The organism is Stenotrophomonas sp. 78350_Sma (assembly GCF_056482105.1).
The window spans coordinates 3,279,902-3,296,938 of record NZ_CM151182.1; the positions used below are offsets into that span (position 1 = coordinate 3,279,902).

General features: G+C 67.7%; 16 protein-coding genes. 4 read left to right on the forward strand and 12 right to left on the reverse strand.

Going from position 1 to position 17,037, the window contains the following annotated elements; translation table 11 throughout:
* Positions 1-57: 57 nt before the first annotated feature.
* The 10 genes from ACZK4H_RS15285 to prmB all read right to left on the reverse strand — a co-directional run bounded on the left by ACZK4H_RS15285 (position 58) and on the right by prmB (position 11,088).
* Positions 58-2,076 carry a hypothetical protein gene (locus ACZK4H_RS15285; protein WP_197577770.1) on the reverse strand — a complete coding sequence of 673 codons (2,019 nt, stop codon included), beginning with the start codon at positions 2,074-2,076 and terminating at the stop codon, positions 58-60.
* The gene (locus tag ACZK4H_RS15290; RefSeq protein ID WP_099554923.1) at positions 2,076-2,747 is read right to left on the reverse strand and encodes an OB-fold-containig protein; all 672 of its coding nucleotides are present in this window, start codon (positions 2,745-2,747) and stop codon (positions 2,076-2,078) included. The genes ACZK4H_RS15285 and ACZK4H_RS15290 overlap by 1 nt, the downstream gene beginning before the upstream one ends.
* 168 nt (positions 2,748-2,915) lie before the next feature.
* Positions 2,916-3,572, reverse strand: a complete 657-nt coding sequence (locus ACZK4H_RS15295) for a phosphoribosylanthranilate isomerase (RefSeq protein WP_019660598.1) — start codon at positions 3,570-3,572, stop codon at positions 2,916-2,918.
* On the reverse strand, positions 3,569-4,339 hold the full coding sequence (gene truA / locus ACZK4H_RS15300; protein ID WP_049429514.1) for a tRNA pseudouridine(38-40) synthase TruA: 771 nt from the start codon (positions 4,337-4,339) through the stop codon (positions 3,569-3,571). Before truA ends, ACZK4H_RS15295 begins: the two co-directional genes overlap by 4 nt.
* A gap of 32 nt (positions 4,340-4,371) precedes the next feature.
* Entirely contained in the window at positions 4,372-4,734 is a 363-nt protein-coding gene (locus tag ACZK4H_RS15305; protein ID WP_049429540.1) for a VOC family protein, read from the reverse strand.
* A gap of 26 nt (positions 4,735-4,760) precedes the next feature.
* Positions 4,761-6,803: a motility hub landmark protein FimV gene (locus ACZK4H_RS15310; RefSeq protein ID WP_099554925.1), complete on the reverse strand. Its 2,043-nt coding sequence runs from the start codon at positions 6,801-6,803 to the stop codon at positions 4,761-4,763.
* Positions 6,804-6,907: 104 nt separating this feature from the next.
* Entirely contained in the window at positions 6,908-7,936 is a 1,029-nt protein-coding gene (locus ACZK4H_RS15315) for an aspartate-semialdehyde dehydrogenase (RefSeq protein ID WP_099554927.1), read from the reverse strand.
* Positions 7,937-8,028: 92 nt separating this feature from the next.
* Positions 8,029-9,066 (reverse strand): 2-hydroxyacid dehydrogenase, encoded by a 1,038-nt coding sequence (locus ACZK4H_RS15320; RefSeq protein WP_099554929.1) that lies wholly within the window; start codon positions 9,064-9,066, stop codon positions 8,029-8,031.
* Complete coding sequence (aroC, locus tag ACZK4H_RS15325; protein WP_099554931.1) at positions 9,059-10,162, reverse strand: chorismate synthase; 1,104 nt, start codon at positions 10,160-10,162, stop codon at positions 9,059-9,061. The genes ACZK4H_RS15320 and aroC overlap by 8 nt, the downstream gene beginning before the upstream one ends.
* Complete coding sequence (prmB, locus tag ACZK4H_RS15330; RefSeq protein ID WP_005410487.1) at positions 10,159-11,088, reverse strand: 50S ribosomal protein L3 N(5)-glutamine methyltransferase; 930 nt, start codon at positions 11,086-11,088, stop codon at positions 10,159-10,161. Before prmB ends, aroC begins: the two co-directional genes overlap by 4 nt.
* A 122-nt stretch (positions 11,089-11,210) precedes the next feature.
* Between prmB and ACZK4H_RS15335 the strand changes: the two genes are divergently transcribed.
* The gene (locus ACZK4H_RS15335) at positions 11,211-11,861 is read left to right on the forward strand and encodes an SCO family protein (RefSeq protein ID WP_049432390.1); all 651 of its coding nucleotides are present in this window, start codon (positions 11,211-11,213) and stop codon (positions 11,859-11,861) included.
* Positions 11,858-12,700, forward strand: coding sequence for an archaetidylserine decarboxylase (gene asd / locus ACZK4H_RS15340; protein ID WP_099554933.1), 843 nt, complete (start codon positions 11,858-11,860; stop codon positions 12,698-12,700). The genes ACZK4H_RS15335 and asd overlap by 4 nt, the downstream gene beginning before the upstream one ends.
* A 111-nt stretch (positions 12,701-12,811) precedes the next feature.
* On the opposite strand, the gene ACZK4H_RS15345 is transcribed toward asd, so the two are convergent.
* Together ACZK4H_RS15345 and ACZK4H_RS15350 are read right to left on the reverse strand one after the other, a co-directional pair.
* Positions 12,812-13,159 carry a ribonuclease E inhibitor RraB gene (locus tag ACZK4H_RS15345; protein ID WP_099554935.1) on the reverse strand — a complete coding sequence of 116 codons (348 nt, stop codon included), beginning with the start codon at positions 13,157-13,159 and terminating at the stop codon, positions 12,812-12,814.
* Positions 13,160-13,183: 24 nt separating this feature from the next.
* On the reverse strand, positions 13,184-14,788 hold the full coding sequence (locus tag ACZK4H_RS15350; RefSeq protein WP_099554937.1) for a transglycosylase SLT domain-containing protein: 1,605 nt from the start codon (positions 14,786-14,788) through the stop codon (positions 13,184-13,186).
* A gap of 122 nt (positions 14,789-14,910) precedes the next feature.
* Between ACZK4H_RS15350 and ACZK4H_RS15355 the strand changes: the two genes are divergently transcribed.
* The gene (locus tag ACZK4H_RS15355) at positions 14,911-16,416 is read left to right on the forward strand and encodes a helicase HerA-like domain-containing protein (protein WP_099554939.1); all 1,506 of its coding nucleotides are present in this window, start codon (positions 14,911-14,913) and stop codon (positions 16,414-16,416) included.
* 85 nt (positions 16,417-16,501) lie between these two features.
* Positions 16,502-17,008, forward strand: coding sequence for a transcription elongation factor GreB (greB, locus tag ACZK4H_RS15360; RefSeq protein ID WP_099554942.1), 507 nt, complete (start codon positions 16,502-16,504; stop codon positions 17,006-17,008).
* The last annotated feature ends 29 nt before the right edge of the window (positions 17,009-17,037 follow it).

Consider the following 17,037-nt stretch of genomic DNA (forward strand, 5'->3'; position numbering starts at 1 on the left):
GGCCGCAGTTGCGGCCGGCGCGGGCGGGCGATGGCGGCGTGGCCATCGCCCGATGCATCAACGGGCGCTGTCGACCACGGTGGCCGACACGGTGGGCACCGCTTCGGCGTCCTCGGCGATCTGGCGCGGTGCCGGCTCGGCCACGGCCACGCCCAGGTAGCGCTGCATCAGCTCCTGCACGATCGGGCTCTTGCCGGCAAAGCCTTCGATCGACTTGCCCAGCGACACCGCCTTGACCAGGTTCTCGAACATGCCACCGTCGCCACCGACCAGGTCGATGTCGGCGTTGCGCAGCGCGCTGGCGATGACGTTGGCGTTCTCGCGCGAGACTTCCTTGCCGGCTTCGATCGAGGCCAGCGCCTGCTTCAGGCTGTTGTCCAGCATCATGCGGAACTCTTCGTGGCCGCGTGCCTGGTCGCTCAGCGAGGCGATGGCCTCGAACTTGCGCACCAGGCCCTCGGCCTCGGCCAGCAGCTTCTTCTGCACCACGCCAGCCTCGGCGTTGCCCAGCGATTCGGTGGCGGTGGCACGGGCCAGGCCCATCTTCTCCTCACCCTGGGCCTGCGCCTGCAGGGTCTCAGCCAGCACGCGGGCCTCGTTGCTGCCCTGCTTCAGGCTGGCTTCGGCCTTGGCTTCGATCACCCGCGCCTCGGCGATACCGACCTTTTCGATGGCCAGCGCAGAGGCTTCACGCACCTGCGCTTCGGCCAGGCCCGGCGCGGCCTGTTCGGCACGGAACGCGTCGGCCAGCAGGCGCTTGGCCTCGGCCTGCTTGCCGGCCGCTTCGTGCTCGGCCTGGGCCAGGGTGGTCAGCTCCACGGCACGGTGCTTGGAGGCGGTTTCGCGCGCCTGCGCTTCCTTCACTTCGCGCACCAGCGCTTCCTGCGCCTTCGCTTCGGCTTCCAGGATCAGCACCTGCTTCTGGCGGTCGGCCTCGGAGACCTCGCGCACTTCCTTGATGCGCTCTTCTTCCTGGGCCACGGTCTTGTCGATGGAGATGCGTTCGCGGGTGATGTTGGCCACGTCCATCTTGCCCTGCTCGACCACCTTGTCACGCTCCACGCCCTGCAGCTGCACTTCACGATCGGTAGTGACCTGCTCAAGCTGGCGCGCTCGCTCGACGCGCTCGGCTTCGATGGCCACCGCGCGCTGGCGGTTCTGCTCGGCCACTTCCACTTCGCGCAGGCGGTTCTGGTCGCGGATCTCGATCAGCTGCTGCGCTTCGATACGGGCGTTCTCGGACAGCTGGCGCTGTTCTTCCTGCACCTTGGCGGTCTCGGCTTCCTCGCGCGCGCGGATGGTCTCGATCTCGCGCTTCTGGCGGGCTTCGGCCTCGGCCTGCTGGCGTTCCAGCGCCAGCAGCGCCTCACGCGCTTCCACGTTCTTCTTGGTGATGGCCAGCTTCTCGTTCTGCTCCAGCTCGTTGGTCACCACGTTCTGCGCGGCGGTCAACTCGGTGATCTTGCGGATGCCCTGCGCGTCGAGGATGTTGAACTGGTCCAGCAGCGACTTCGGCGTCTGTTCCAGATAGTCGATCGCCACGTCCTCCAGCACATAGCCGTTCAGGTCATTGCCGATCACCGCGATGATCTCGTCGCGGAATTCCTGGCGCTTCTCGAACAGTTCGGTGAAGTCGAACTTCTTGCCGACCGTCTTCAATGCTTCGGAGAACTTGGCGTTGAACAGCTCGTCGACGGCGTGCTTGTCCGAGGCACGGTCGGCGCCGATGGCCTTGGCCACGCGCAACACATCGGCCTGGGTTTCATTGACCCGCAGATAGAAGGCCACGGCGATATCGGCGCGCATGTTGTCGCGGCAGATCAGGCCTTCCTTGCCGCGGCGGTCGATCTGCAGGGTGATCAGGCTGATCCGCATCAGCTCGGCGCGGTACAGCACCGGGATGATCAGCGCGCCGGTGAAGTGCACCTTGGGCGTGGAGCTCATGTCGTTGACGATCAGGGCCACGCCCTGGTCGACCTTGCGGTAGAAGGCCTTGAACAGGCCGGCCAGGCCGAGCAGCCCGACCAGCAGGACGGCCACGCCGATCAGGAAGGGGGCCATGGTTGCCAACGTCATCAGTGATTCTCCTTGTTGCCCGGAAGCAGGTTGTCCTGGAAGTCGAGGGCGACCGCATCGGCGCGGACCACCCGGTAATGGTGTTGTGCGGCCACGTGCTCGACCAGCACGATGCGCTCGCCACGCTGCAGTTCGATGTCGCTGCGTACCTGCAGCACCAGCCCGGCGCCACCGTCATCGAAGGTGGCGTGGCCGCTGCGGGCATCCACTTTCGGTGAGGCGACCACACCGACGCGCCCCAGCAACGAGGCCTGGGCCACCGGCCGCAGGCGCAGCAGGAACCGGCGGATGGGGTGCAGCAGAAGCGCGGTGACCGGCACCGCAGGCAGGGGAGCCAGCACGGCCACGACCGCACCGATCGTCCAGCGCAACAGGTCCGGCAACGGCAGCAGCACGAAAAGATGGATGAAATAGGTCAGCGCCCAGCCGAAGAAACCCAGCAGGGTGACCACGACCATGACTGGCACTCCGCCGAGGCCGAAGCGCTGCAACAGGGCCGACAGGCCGCTGAGATCGTTGCCGCCGTCGAGGGCGCCATCGGCGCCAAGATCGCCGAAGCCATCGTCGACCAGGCCAAATGCGGCAAGCCCCCAATAGATCAGCGATACCGCCAGTACGATGCTGTACGGCAGGGTCGGGAAACCGAACACAACGCTGAGGAATTCCTGCATCGCTTGCCTTCCTGGGCTGTGGGCGGCGATCGCCCGTTCGGAACGCGCAGAGCGCGCCCCGTGGATCCCCGCGCCGGCCCTCATGGCTGGCGCGCTTGGGTCCATCCTATGTGAAGAATACGTGCAGGCTCAAATCCAGGTCCAGATCACGGCAGATGGCGACGCCGATCATTCCAGGACCGTGCAGTCCGCGCGGCGCACTTCCTCGACGAAGGTGCGCATCTTGTAACCGTCCTTGATGCCCGGCTCCAGTTCGATGCCGCTGGACACGTCCACGCCCCACGGCAGCGTCGCCAGCACGGCGTCGTAGACGTTTTCAGGATTCAGGCCGCCGGCCAGCAGGAACGGCCGGTGCAACCCGGTCGGAACGCGGCCCCAGTCGAAGGCCACGCCGGTACCACCACCGCCACCGGGGGCGTGGCTGTCGAACAGGAACCCCGCCGCGCTGGGGTAACGCAGCTGCAACGTGCGCGCATTGACCTCTTCCCGGCCGCCCATGGCAATCGCCTTCAGGTAGGGCATGTTGAAGCTGCGGCAGAAGCTCTCGTCCTCCTCGCCGTGGAACTGCAGCAGGGTCGGCCGCACCGTGCGCAGCACCTCGCGCACCTCTTCCTTGCTGTTGTTGCGGAACAGGGCCACCACATCGACCATCGGCGCAATCGCCTGGCGCATCGCGCGTGCTTCTGCAGGAGCAACCCGGCGGCTGCTCTCGCGGGCAAAGATGAAACCCACTGCGTCCACGCCCAGCTCACCGGCCAGGCGGACATCGCCGGCACGGGTCATGCCACAGAACTTGATGCGCGTGCGGTAGTAGGAGCGGCTCATAGCGTGACCTCGGCGGGCAGATGCCAGTTGTCGGGGTACAGGGGCCCAAGGAACACCAGGCCCTGCGGCGGTGCGGTGGGACCGGCTACGGTGCGATCGCGCCCGGCCAGCAGTTCGGCGATCCAGTCCACCGGTTTTTCGCCGCTGCCCACCAGGATCAACGATCCGACGATATTGCGGACCATGTGATGAAGGAATGCATTGCCCTGCACGGCCACTTCAATCACCTCGCCCTGGCGGCTGACCTGCAGTGATTGCAGCTCACGCCGCGCATGCAGCGCCTGGCACTGCACGGAGCGGAATGCGCTGAAGTCGTTCTCGCCGATCAGGGCCTGGCCGGCGGCGTGCATCAGGGTCTCGTCCAGCGCCCGGCGCTCCCAGCTGAGGGTCTGCCGGTCCAGCGCCGGCCGCACCTCGCGGTTGAGCAGGCGGTAGCGGTAGCGGCGCGCGCGTGCCGAGAAGCGGGCGTGGAAGTCGTCGGCCACCGGCACGCACCAGCGCACCGCGATCGAGCGCGGCAGCCGGGTGGTGGTGCCCAGCATCCAGGCGCGCGGGTCGCGCACCACGTCGGTATCGAAATGGACGACCTGGCACTGGCCATGCACGCCGGCATCGGTGCGGCCGGCGCAGACCACCTGCAGCGGCGCATCGGCCACCGACGACAGGGCCTGCTCAAGGCTGGCCTGCACGCTGGGACCGCCCTCGCCCAGGTTCTGCCAACCCCTGAAATCGCTGCCGTCGTATTCGACGCCAAGCGCGTAACGCATGTGCTACCTCGATCTTGCGTATGGGGCGGCGCTCAGGCCGGATCGCGTTCGGACCAGACCGCCAGTTCGTTGCCACCGGGCTCGACGAACTGGAAGCGGCTGCCGCCGGGGAAGGAAAACACCGGCCGCACGATCTCACCGCCAGCGTTGCGCACCGCCGCTTCGACCGGCACCAGCTGGTCGGCATACAGCACCAGCAGGGGTGCGCCGCTGTCGCTGGCCCGCTGGGGCTGGCCGCGGAAGAAGCCCCCTTGCAGGCGGCCATCGTCGAACGCGGTGTAGTCGCTGCCATAGTCGACGAACGACCAGCCGAACACCTTCTCGAAGAAGGCACGGCTGGCGGCCGGGTCGCTGGAGGCGAATTCAACGTAGTCGATGCGGCGCTCGCGGCTCATGGCAGGGTCCTTGTCGGCAGGTTCGGTCACGGCAGGCGGGCCAGCAGTTCGCGGGCCTGGGCCTGGCTGTGCGGATCGCCGCCTTCGGCGACCTCCAGCAGCAGGGTACGCGCGGTCTGCGCGTCGCCCAGGTCCAGATAGGCGATGGCAAGCTCGAGGCGCTCCTGGCCGGCACGCGGCAGCCAGCCAGCATCGCCGTTGTCCGCAGCCACGCTCGCCGCGGTCTCCTCGGGATGCGACGTGCCGAGACCGTCGATTCCGTCATGATGCCTGGCATCAACCGGGGGCTCGTTCTGATGCGCGTCGTCCGGCAGATCGAACACGCCGCGGAACTGCGGCTGCTGTTCGGCATGCAGCGCGTAGTCCGGCACCGCCACCTCAGATGGCGTCCCTGGTGTGGCCGATTCGTCCTGTACCGGCGCCACAACGACGTCATCGCGTTCGGCCGCAGGCTCGTCCCAGCGCGGCAGATCGGTCACCGCCTCGGGCAGTACGACCACGTCTTCGTCGCGCAGCATGTCAGCCTTCCAGTCAGCCTGCACCGCGTGGTCGGCGATCGGATCGACCGCTGCTTCGGCATGGCCCTCGGGCTCGCTCGCCCAGGCTGGCATCGCCGGTTCCTGGCGGCCGCCATCGACCACCGCCGACGACCACGAAGACTGCTCGGCCAGCGTATCCAGCGCCGCACCCGCAGGAACCGCAGCGGCCAGCCCGGCGGCATCACCCTCTTCGCGCAGCGGTGGCAGCGGCGAAGGCTTGCGACGGCGCAGCAACCAGGCTGCCGCTGCTGCCAGCAGCAGCACCGGCAGGCCCAGCCAGTACCACGGCGTCACTGCATCACGGGAACCCGGCGCCTGTGCCAGGCGCTGCTGCGCGGCAGCCAGGTCGTTGTCCTTCATCGCGATCAACGACTGCTGCTGCTCCTTCAGCTTCTCCAGATCGGCCACGCGCTGCTTCAGTTCACCGATCTCGGCATCGCGGGTGGCGATGTCCTCACGCGCCTGGCGCAGTTGTTCGTTGCCCAGCATGTCACCCTCGCTGCCGGCAGCGGTGCCGGTGGTTGTGCCCGCGTGCGCGGCGTCGGACGCCAGCGCCGGAGCGATCTCAAGTCGTGCCCCGTTGGCGGCAGCCGGGGAAGAAGCGTTCGCGGTTGCCGCCTTGGCGGCCGGCGCGACCGCACCGGCCGGTTGCGGCACGGTACGCGCCTGCCGCCATTGCGCGGCGTGCTCGCGCACCAGCGCTGCGGCCTCGGCGGCATCGACAGCGGCAAACGCATCGCTGCCCGGCATGCGCAGCACCGCGCCCTGCTTGAGCAGATTGACGTTGCCACGGATGAAGGCTTCGGGATTGGCGCGCAGCAGGGCGATCATCGCGCGGTCGCGGCTGACCTGGTTGCCACGCGCCACCGCGCTGGCGATCTGCGACAGGGTCTGACCGCGCTGTACGGTGATGCTGCCGTCGGCCGGCGCTGCCGCAACCGGTGCAGGTTCCGCACGCGGCCGTGGTGGTGCCGCCGCAGCTGTGGCGGCAGGTGCCCGTGACGGTGGATCGGGCAGCGCTGCAGCAGGTGCAGGTGCCGGCTCGCGCGCGATGGTATTGGACAGGGTGCCGGCCGGCGCCACGATCTCGGGCTCGGTCACGGCCAGCGCGCTGGACGGCGCGTCGACCAGCGCGGAGTACTCGCGCACCAGACGGCCCTGGCCCCAGTCGGCTTCGATCAGGAAGCTCAGCGACGGGGTCTCGACTGGCGCCTGCGAGGTCACCCGTACCACCGCCCTGCCCTGCGCATTGCGGGTCAGCTCGAACTGCAGCTCGCTGACCAGCCCGGTCGGCCGCTGCAGGCCGACGCGTTCGAAGGTAACCGGCGAGGCCAGCGCGACGCGCAGGTTCTCCAGCTCGGACGGATCGGCCGACACCACCGGGATTTCGGCCAGCAACGGCTGCCCCGGCTTGGACAGGACACGGATGTCCCCCAGGCCCAATGCGAGTGCCGAGCTGCTGGCCAGGGCCAGCAGCGCGGTGGAAAGATAGAGGAGCGGGCGCTTTGCGCCCCTGGCCCGTTTATTCATGGGCGACACTATAAAGCGTGCGGACCGGGGTCCGCACCCACCGATGGGGGACCTTCGGCAATGCCGGCCAGCGGCCGGCACTGCCGGTCAGGCAACCGCGGTGATCAGCGCTGCTCGGCGGCGACCAGCTCCGCCAGCTGCACGGCATTCAACGCCGCGCCCTTGCGCACGTTGTCCGACACGATCCACAGGTTCAGGCCGCGCGGGTGCGACAGGTCTTCACGGATACGGCCGACATACACCGCATCGGTGCCCGAGGCATGGGTGACCGGAGTCGGATAACCACCGGCTTCATGGCGGTCCACCACTTCGATGCCCGGCGACTGCTCCAGCAGCGCGCGTGCTTCGGCCACGGTGACCTTGTCGCGGGTCTCGATCGCCACCGACTCGGAATGGCCGTAGAACACCGGCACACGCACCGCGGTCGGGTTCACCAGGATGCTGTCATCGCCGAGGATCTTGCGGGTCTCCCAGATCAGCTTCATCTCTTCCTTGGTGAAACCGTTGTCCTGGAAGTCATCGATGTGCGGGATCAGGTTGAAGGCGATCTGCACCGGGAAGCGCTGCGGATCGATTTCCTGGAAGCTGAGCAGCTGGCCGGTCTGCTTGCCCAGCTCTTCGGTGGCCGAACGACCACCGCCGGACACCGACTGGTAGGTGGAGACGTTGATGCGCTCGATGCCGTACCTGCGGTGCAGCGGCGCCAGCGCCACCAGCATCTGCATGGTCGAGCAGTTCGGGTTGGCGATGATGCCGCGCGGACGGTTGGCCACCTGTTCCGGATTGACCTCGGACACCACCAGCGGCACGTCGTCGTCGTAACGGAAGGCCGAGGAGTTGTCGATCACCACTGCACCGGCAGCGGCGAACTTCGGCGCGTACTCCTTCGAAACGCTGCCACCGGCCGAGAACAGTGCGATCTCGACACCGGTCGGATCAAAGGTGGCCAGGTCCTGCACCTTGACCTTCTGGCCATTGAACTCGATCTCGCCGCCGGCCGAACGTTCCGAAGCGAGGACGCTCAGGGTGCCGACCGGGAAATCACGCTCGGCCAGGATCGACAACATGGTCTCGCCGACCGCACCGGTGGCACCGACGACGGCGACGTGGAAACTGCGCTGTGCATTGCTCATGGGGGAAACTCTCACGAAAACGGGAATGGGGAAGAAACACGCACGACAGCTGGGTTCGGGGAACCTCCTCAAGCGGGGCGCGCGGAGGTTCCCTATCGTTTCCCGGTTTTTTTGCCCAGGGTCACGCGCGCAGCCATGGCCGCGTCAGTGTTGATCGCGCTCGGCATGCACGAGGGTGCGCCATCCAGGCCGAGCCCGGCAACCAGATTATCGACGGCCAGCTGTACCATCGCCGTGCGCGTGGCCAGCGATGCACTTCCGATGTGCGGAGTCAGCACCACGTTGCGCAGCGCCAGCAGCTCCGGACGCACCACCGGCTCGCCCTCGTAGACATCCAGGCCGGCAGCGGCCAGCCGGCCGTGGGCCAGCGCGTCAGCCAGCGCCAGTTCGTCGACGATGCCACCGCGGGCGATGTTCACCAGGGTGGCAGACGGCTTCATCTTCGCCAGCGCCGCCGCATCGATGAGGTGATGCGAGGCCGGCGTGTAGGGCAGCACGGTGACCAGGTGGTCGGACTGCGCCAGCAGCGTGTCCAGGTCCACGTAGGTCGCGCCGAGCGCCGCCTCGGTATCGGCCGGCAACCGCGAACGGTTGTGGTACAGCACCTTCATGCCGAACCCGTGTGCACCGCGGCGGGCGATGCCCTGGCCGATGCGGCCCATGCCGAGGATGCCCAGCGTGCTGCCATGGACATCCGCGCCGAGCATGGTCTGGAACGACCACTGCTGCCACTGGCCTTCGCGCAGCCAGCGCTCGGACTCGGTGATCCGGCGCGCAGTGGCCATCAGCAACGCGAAGCCGAGATCGGCGGTGGTCTCGGTCAGGACGTCCGGCGTGTTGCTGGCGAGGATGCCGGCCGCACTGAGCGCGTCGACATCCAGATTGTTGTAGCCGACGCCGACATTGGCGATCACCTGCAGCTGCGCCGCGTCAGCCACCTGGGCCGCACCGATGCGCTCGTTGAGGGTGATGATCGCGCCGTCGGCGCTGGCCAGCTGTTCGGCGATCTGCGCGGGCGTCCAGGCGGTGACGGTGTCGGTGCTGCGCAGCTGTACGCGATCGCGCAACGGCGCGATGGCCGCGTCGATCAGCGGCTGGCTCACCCACACGGTCGGCCGCGTGTCAGCCATCGATCTGCCCGGGAATGCGCGGGGTGATCGTGCCGACATCGCCACACTGCGCGCGATGGCGCAGCGCCTGGTCCATCAGCACCATCGCCACCATCGCCTCGGCGATCGGCGTGGCGCGGATGCCGACGCAGGGATCGTGGCGGCCGGTGGTGACCACCTCGACCACGTTGCCGGCCGTATCCAGCGATGGGCCCGGCAGGCGCAGGCTGGAAGTCGGCTTCAGGGCAATCGACGCAACGACCGGCTGACCGGTGGAGATGCCACCGAGGATGCCGCCGGCATGGTTGCTGGCGAAGCCCTGCGGCGTCAGCAGGTCACGGTGCTCGGTGCCCTTCTGCGCGGCACTGGCGAAACCGTCACCGATTTCCACGCCCTTCACCGCGTTGATGCTCATCAGGGCAGCGGCCAGTTCACCGTCGAGCTTGCCGTAGATCGGCTCGCCCCAGCCCGGCGGCACGTTGTCGGCCACCACGTCCACGCGCGCACCAACCGAATCACCGGACTTGCGCAGCGCATCCATGTACGCCTCCAGCTCGGGCACCTGTGCGGCGTGCGGCCAGAAGAACGGATTGTCTTCCACCGCCGACCAGTCGAAACCGGCCGGGGTGACATCGCCCAGTTGCGACAGGTAGCCACGCACGGTCACGCCGAAGCGCTCGGCCAGCCACTTCTTGGCGACCACGCCGGCGGCAACGCGCATGGTGGTCTCGCGTGCCGAGGAGCGACCGCCACCGCGCGGGTCACGGATGCCGTACTTGTGCCAGTAGCTGTAGTCGGCATGACCCGGCCGGAACTGCTGGCCGATGTTGGCGTAGTCCTTGCTGCGCTGGTCGGTGTTGCGGATCAGCAGCGCGATCGGGGTGCCGGTGGTCAGGCCCTCGTATACGCCGGACAGGATCTCGACTTCATCGGCCTCGCGACGCGCCGAGGTGTGGCGGCTCTTGCCGGTGGCGCGACGCTGCAGGTCGTGGGCGAATTCGGCCGCGTCCAGCGCCAGCCCCGGAGGGCAGCCATCGATCACGCAGCCGATGGCCGGCCCGTGCGACTCGCCGAACGTGGTGACGGTGAACAGCTTGCCGAACGAATTGGAGCTCACGGGCGCTGCGCCGCCAGTTCGGTGATGCGCGCGCTGTGGGCGATCAGCTCGCGGCACTCGACCGCGAAGATGCCCATCTGGCCGACCTTGAACTCGATCCAGGCGAAATCGACTTCCGGCAGCAGCTTGATCAGGTGCTGCTCGGATTCACCCACTTCGCAGATCAGCAGGCCGTCCTCGCTCAGGTGCAGCGGGGCGTCGCGCAGGATCTTCAGCACCAGATCCAGGCCGTCGTCGCCGGCACGCAGGCCCATTTCCGGCTCGTAGGAGTATTCCTGCGGCAGGGCATCGGTCTCGTCGTTGGTGACGTACGGCGGATTGGTGACGATCAGGTCGTAATGGCGGCCGGTCAGGCCGTTGAACAGATCCGACTTGAGCAGGGTGACATTGTGCGCCTGCAGGCGTTCCTTGTTCTCTTCAGCCAGCGACAGTGCGTCGTCACTGAGGTCGACGCCATCCACTTCCCAGTTCGGGTAGTAGTGGCCCATGGCGATGGCGATGCAGCCCGAACCGGTGCACAGGTCCAGCGCACGGCTGACATCGCGGCCGGCCAGCCACGGCTCGAAGCCGCATTCAATCAGTTCGGCGATCGGCGAGCGCGGCACCAGGGCGCGCTTGTCGCTCTTGAAACTCAGGCCGGCGAACCAGGCCTCGCCGGTCAGGTAGGCGGCCGGGATGCGTTCGTCGATGCGGCGCTGGAACAGTTCCAGCACGCGCAGCTTCTCGGCCTGCAGCAGGCGCGCCTGGCCGTACGCCGGGCCGAGGTCGTGCGGCAGGTGCAGGCTGTGCAGCACCAGCTGGGTGGCCTCGTCCAGCGCATTGTCGTAGCTGTGACCGAAGGTCAGCCCGGCTTCGTTGAAACGGCTGGTGCCGTAGCGGATCAGATCGATGATCGTGTGGAGTTCGGCGGCCGTTTCAGCGGTCATGGCGGTACTGCGGGCAAAGTGGCCCCCGATTATAGGGGCTGGCGCCCGCGGCGGCATCCGTTGCGGCGGAAACGATCGGGCCGCAGCCGGTATGATGGAGCCCACTTCGCGCGGGGGCACCCATGTTCAATCGCAACGCCGGCATCATCCTGCTGATCGCCCTGGCGGCGGGCCTGGGCCTGCTGGCCGCCCAGCAGGTGTTTGCACCGAAGCCGCCGGCCAACGCCCCGGCCACCGAAGCGGTCACGCTGTACCCGCAGCCGCGTGAACTGCCCGACTTCAACCTGGCCCAGTCCGACGGCACCCGCCTGATCCCGGGCGAACTGAAGGGCCACTGGACCCTGGTGTTCCTGGGCTTCACCTTCTGCCCGGACGTGTGCCCGACCACCCTGGCCGAACTGGCCGGCGCGCAGAACCAGTGGGAAGCCCTGCCTGACACGCTGCGCCCGCGGGTGCTGTTCATCTCGGTCGACCCCGACCGCGACAGCGCCACGCGGCTGGGCGAGTACGTGCACGGCTTCCACAAGGACACCCTGGCTGCCACCGCTGATGTGCCCTCGCTGGAACGCTTCGCCACCTCGCTGGGCTTCGTGTTCCAGAAGGTGCCGGGCAAGCACTTCGACGAAAACCCCGAGGACTACACCGTCGAGCATTCGGCCAGCCTGGCGGTGCTCGACCCGCAGGGCCGCCTTGCCGGCCTGGTGCGCCCCCCGTTCAATGCGCCGGCCATTGCCCGCGACCTGCAGAAGCTGACCGAGAAAACCGCCCCATGAGCCTCACCACCGCCCTGACGTACGCCCTGCCCCACCGCCTGCTGTCCTCGATGGCGCGTTCGCTGGCGTACTCGGACGATCCGCGCGTGTCGCGCTGGCTGATCGACACGGTCACCCGCAAGTTCAACGTCAACCTGGACGAAGCGGCCAACCCGGACCCGCGCAGCTACGCCACCTTCAACCAGTTCTTCACCCGTGCGCTGAAGCCGGGCGCGCGCGTGGCCGATGCCGATCCGCGCAGCCTGGTGATGCCGGCCGACGGCCGCATCAGCCAGCTCGGCAGGATCGAGGCCGGCCGCATCTTCCAGGCCAAGGGCCAGTCGTTCACCGCCGCCGAGCTGCTGGGCAGCGACGAAGACGCCAAGCCGTACAATGACGGCCTCTACGCCACCGTGTACCTGTCGCCGCGCGACTACCACCGCGTGCACATGCCGTGGACCGGCACCCTGCGCGAGACCGTGCACGTGCCTGGCCGCCTGTTCAGCGTCGGCCCGGCTGCGGTGAATGGGGTGCCGCGCCTGTTCGCGCGCAACGAGCGCCTGGTCTGCCATTTCGATACCAGCTTCGGCCCGATGGTCAGCGTGATGGTGGGGGCACTGCTGGTGTCCGGCGTGGAAACCGTATGGAGCGGGGAGGAGATCCCGGCCTACGGTGACCGCATCACCCGCAAGGATTACCGCGGCCAGGGCATCAGGCTGGAGCGTTTCGCCGAGATGGCGCGCTTCAACTACGGTTCGACCGTGATCGTGCTGCTGCCGCCGGGCGTGGCCGACTTCGCCGCGCAGCTGGGCGCTGAAAGTCCGGTGCAGCTGGGCCAGGCGTTGGCCAGGCTGCGCTGACAAAAAGGGGACGGAGGGGATTAAGTCGTTTATGCATAAACGACTTAATCCCCTCCGTCCCCTTTTTCCACAACGGAATGCCGGCCAGCGGCCGGCATACCGGTACGCGCGTTACTGCAGGGACGGGGCCGGGCCGACGTCCATGCCATCGTAGTCTTCCACGCCCTTCTCCGCGGCCAGCGCCGCGAACTCCTGGTTGCGACGGTCCAGCGAGGCTTCGTCGTGAATCTCCACGCGCTCCACATGCAGCACGTGGAACCGCGCGTCGCCTTCTTCCGGCTCCTGCTCGAACAGTTCCACGAAGGTGTAGCCCTGCGCCTGCAGATGGTCAGCCAGCGCCTGCAACGGCTCAGCAGTGGAGTGCACGAAGAAGTACCCCCACAGCAACGGGCCGGTGATGTCCCAGTCGGTGTTTTCGCGGAGGTTGGCGAACAGGTTGCGGGTGTCTTCGAGGTCCATGCGGATTCCAGGGGTCGTGGGGGATTACTTGTCGCAGCCCTGCAGCTTCAGCGTCTGGCCGTGGCGCAGGCTGTAGGCCGGGGCTTTCAGGCCGTTGGCGCGGGCCAGGGTGGGCACGTCGCACTGGAATTTCGCCGCGATGGCGCCCAGGGTCTCGCCCTTGCCCACCTTGTGGCTGCGCACCGGCTTCGGCCGTGCCGCCGGGCGCGGCGTGGCTACCGGAGCGACCGGTGTGGTCGGCACGCTGGTGGAGGCCGCGGCGTCGGCCACCGGCACCACGCCCCCCACGGCCACACTGCCGGTGTAGCTGGCCGCGGTCGGGCGCTTGATCGCCGCGTTCAGATCGGCCGTGATCAGCGTACGGGCCAGATCGGCGCGCGGGCCGCTGACGCAGTTGCGCTGGTACAGGCCGGCGATGCGCGTCGTCGCGTTGATCAGCGTGCCGGCCGGGATCCAGCCGTCGGCCTCATAACGCGGGTTGAGGTTGCGCAGCACGCGCATGTAGCCATCACGCGTGCCGTGGCTGCCCAGGCAGATGGTCAGCTCGTAGATGGTGGTGGATTTGGCCAGGCGCAGCGTGGCCGGCTGTGCGCTGATCTTCGGGAACTCCACGCCGTACTGCTGCGGGTGCAGGAAGATCCACGCCGCGGCGATCACCATCGGCACGTAGTCCTTGGTCTCGCCCGGGAACTGGTTGTAGACGCTGTCGGTCCAGAAGCTCTGCCCGCCGCTCTGCTTGAACACGCGCGCCGCACGGCCCTCGCCACCGTTGTAGGCGGCCACCGACATCTCCACGTTGTTGTTCAATTCGCGCAGGCGTTCGTTGAGATAGCTGGCGCTGGCCTCGGCGGCACTGCGTGCATCGAAGCGCGTATCGAAGCCGGTGCCGTCCGGGCCCAGGCCGAAGCGGCGGCCGGTGGCCGGCATGAACTGCATCAGGCCCGCCGCGCCGGCGCGCGAGGAGGCATGCACGCGGCCATTGGATTCCTTGGCCATGATGCCGAACAGCAGCGCTTCGGGCAGGCCGCGCTTTTCCCACTCCGGCCACATCACCGCGCGCAGGTTCTGGTAGTTCTCGTAGCTGGTCAGCAGCGCCGGGCGCATGTCGGTCAGCCAGCGGCGGATGCCGGCCTGCACGGCCGGGTTGTACTCGACCATGGTGTCGAAGGCATGCCGCTTGTCGTTGAGCAGCGCGGCGGCGCGGGCGGCCTCGGGCACATCGGCGGTGAGCGGGCCGATATGGTCGGGGTCGGCTTCCAGGCGGTCACCACTCTCGTCGGCCACCTCATCGCTGCCCGCCGCATCGGCGTCGTGCTTGAGCAGGCGCTTGTAGCTGGCCAGCAGGGTGCCCATCTGGCAGCCCTTCTGCTTCACGCAGTCATTGAGGACGTCTTCCATGTCCTCCAGCGCGGCATCGGCCTCGTTGCTGCCCTTCGGGTCGGAATTGGCGACCAGCAACAGGGCGTCGCTGTAGCGCTTCTCGGCGGCGGTCATGCGCTGCTGCAGCGCATCCACCTTCACCTTGTCCCGGGCCGAAACCCGCTGCGCATGGGCGTCGGGCGCCAGGGAAACCAGGCCGGCCAGGGCCAGCAGCGGCCAACCACGGGAAATCAGGACAGGAACGGGCATTGATGGCACTGTGTGCGAAACAGGCAGGCAGAGTAGCGGCGCCGCCAAGGTCCGGGCAAGCCGACCTTCGGCCCGTCACCGCCGGCGGTTAACATTGGGCTATTCACCACAAGGGCTGGACCATGGATCCGATTCTGCTCGGCAAAGGCATTACCGACGATATTGCCGTCACCCTGCTGCCGAAACTCGGCAACCGCCACGGCCTGGTGGCCGGCGCCACCGGTACCGGCAAGACGGTGACCCTGATGACCCTGGCCGAGGGCTTCTCGCGGCTGGGCGTCCCGGTGTTCCTGGCCGATGTGAAGGGCGATGTATCCGGCCTGGCCGTGCCTGGCACCGGCGCCGAGAACCTGCTGCAGCGCGCCGCCGAGATCGGCGTGGCGGACTATGCGCCGGCCGCCAGCCCGACCATTTTCTGGGATCTGTACGGCAAGCTCGGCCACCCGGTGCGCACCACGGTCAGCGAGATGGGCCCGACCCTGCTGTCGCGCATCCTCGAATTGAACGATACCCAGGCCGGCGTGCTCGACATCGTCTTCAAGCTGGCCGACGACCGTGGCCTGCTGCTGCTGGACATGGACGATCTGCGTGCCCTGCTCGGCCTGGTGGCCGAGGAGCGCAAGGACATCTCCACCGAGTACGGCCTGGTCAGCGCGCAGTCGATCGCCGCGATCCAGCGCTCGGTGCTGCGCCTGGCACAGGACGGCGGCGAGAATTTCTTCGGCGAACCGGCACTGGAATTGGCCGACATCATGCGGGTCAATCACGACGGCCGCGGCATGATCGGCATCCTTGCCGCCGACCAGCTGGTGCTCAAGCCCAAGCTGTATTCGACCTTCCTGCTGTGGCTGCTGTCGGAACTGTTCGAGCAGCTGCCGGAAGTGGGCGACCTGGACAAGCCGAAGCTGGTCTTCATCTTCGACGAAGCCCACCTGCTGTTTGACGACGCGCCCGCGTCGCTGGTGCAGCGCATCGAGCAGGTGGTTCGACTGATCCGCTCCAAGGGCGTGGGCGTGTACTTCTGCTCGCAGTTCCCCGATGACGTGCCGGGCAACATCCTCGGCCAGCTGGGCAACCGCGTGCAGCACGCGCTGCGCGCCTTCACCCCGCGCGACCAGAAGGCGGTAAAGACCGCTGCCGAGACCTTCGTGCCGAACCCGAAGCTGGACGTGGCCAAGGTGCTGAGCCAGCTCGGCACCGGCGAGGCGCTGGTGTCCACGCTGCAGGACAAGGGCGTGCCGATGCCGGTGCAGCAGACGATGATCGCGCCGCCGCGCTGCCGGATGGGGCCGATCACCGACGCCGAGCGTGCGCAGGTACGTGCCGGAAGCCCGGTCGGCAGCCGCTACGACACCGCGATCAACCGCGAATCGGCCGCCGAACTGCTGGCCCAGCGCGCGCAGAAGGCGGTCGAGAAGGCCGAGGCACCTGCCGCGCGCAGTCGCGAGCAGGACGAGGCGCAGGAAGGAGGCTTCGGCCAGTCGATCAAGGATGCGATCTTCGGCACCAAGCGCCGCCAGGGCATGATCGAGACCATGGCCAAGCAGACCACGCGCACCGTCGGTACCAAGCTGGGCAACCAGATCGTGCGCGGCATCCTGGGTGGCATCTTCGGCGGCAAGCGCTGATCTGATCCGCCGCCGCTGGGGTCGGACTCCTTCCGGATGGAAGGGCTCCGACCCCAATCGTTCCCCTGGAAAGAAGTCTTACCGCATGTCCCGTTGGCGCCCGCCCGCAGAAAAAAGTACAGCCCTGATCACCGCTTCCGGCCACGCCCGGCTGAAAGCTGAACTGGATGACCTGTGGCGTGTACGCCGCCCCGAAGTGGTAAAGGCACTGGCCGCCGCTGCTGCGGAGGGCGACCGCTCCGAGAATGCCGAGTACACCTACCGCAAGAAGCAGCTGGGGGAGATCGACCGTCGCGTGCGCTACCTGACCAAGCGGCTGGAATCGCTGCGCGTGGTCGACACCACACCGACCGATCCGCAGGCAGTGTTCTTCGGTGCGTGGGTGGAGTTGGAGAACCTGGACAGCGGTGACGCCAGCCGCTACCGCATCGTCGGACCGGATGAGACCGACGCCGGACTGGGCTGGATCAGCATCGATTCGCCACTGGCACGGGCGCTGCTGAAGAAGCGGCTGGATGACGAGTTTTCAGTGGAGCTGCCCGGCGGCCAGTTCACCTTCACGGTGATCAGCGTGGAATACGAACCGCTGTAGCGTCGACTGTCCGTCGACTACCGCGCGAA

Bases quoted from the DNA above. Each gene is read 5' to 3' on its own strand.
- ACZK4H_RS15305 (WP_049429540.1), bottom strand. From the start codon at position 4,734: ATGAGCCGCGAGCGCCGCATCGACTACGTTGAATTCGCCTCCAGCGAC.
- ACZK4H_RS15345 (WP_099554935.1), bottom strand. From the start codon at position 13,159: ATGGACCTCGAAGACACCCGCAACCTGTTCGCCAACCTCCGCGAAAAC.
- ACZK4H_RS15295 (WP_019660598.1), bottom strand. From the start codon at position 3,572: ATGAGCCGCTCCTACTACCGCACGCGCATCAAGTTCTGTGGCATGACC.
- asd (WP_099554933.1), top strand. From the start codon at position 11,858: ATGAGCCTCACCACCGCCCTGACGTACGCCCTGCCCCACCGCCTGCTG.
- ACZK4H_RS15285 (WP_197577770.1), bottom strand. From the start codon at position 2,076: ATGACGTTGGCAACCATGGCCCCCTTCCTGATCGGCGTGGCCGTCCTG.
- ACZK4H_RS15335 (WP_049432390.1), top strand. From the start codon at position 11,211: ATGTTCAATCGCAACGCCGGCATCATCCTGCTGATCGCCCTGGCGGCG.
- ACZK4H_RS15290 (WP_099554923.1), bottom strand. From the start codon at position 2,747: ATGCAGGAATTCCTCAGCGTTGTGTTCGGTTTCCCGACCCTGCCGTAC.
- ACZK4H_RS15320 (WP_099554929.1), bottom strand. From the start codon at position 9,066: ATGGCTGACACGCGGCCGACCGTGTGGGTGAGCCAGCCGCTGATCGAC.
- ACZK4H_RS15310 (WP_099554925.1), bottom strand. From the start codon at position 6,803: ATGAATAAACGGGCCAGGGGCGCAAAGCGCCCGCTCCTCTATCTTTCC.
- truA (WP_049429514.1), bottom strand. From the start codon at position 4,339: ATGCGTTACGCGCTTGGCGTCGAATACGACGGCAGCGATTTCAGGGGT.
- ACZK4H_RS15315 (WP_099554927.1), bottom strand. From the start codon at position 7,936: ATGAGCAATGCACAGCGCAGTTTCCACGTCGCCGTCGTCGGTGCCACC.
- prmB (WP_005410487.1), bottom strand. From the start codon at position 11,088: ATGACCGCTGAAACGGCCGCCGAACTCCACACGATCATCGATCTGATC.
- ACZK4H_RS15355 (WP_099554939.1), top strand. From the start codon at position 14,911: ATGGATCCGATTCTGCTCGGCAAAGGCATTACCGACGATATTGCCGTC.
- ACZK4H_RS15350 (WP_099554937.1), bottom strand. From the start codon at position 14,788: ATGCCCGTTCCTGTCCTGATTTCCCGTGGTTGGCCGCTGCTGGCCCTG.
- greB (WP_099554942.1), top strand. From the start codon at position 16,502: ATGTCCCGTTGGCGCCCGCCCGCAGAAAAAAGTACAGCCCTGATCACC.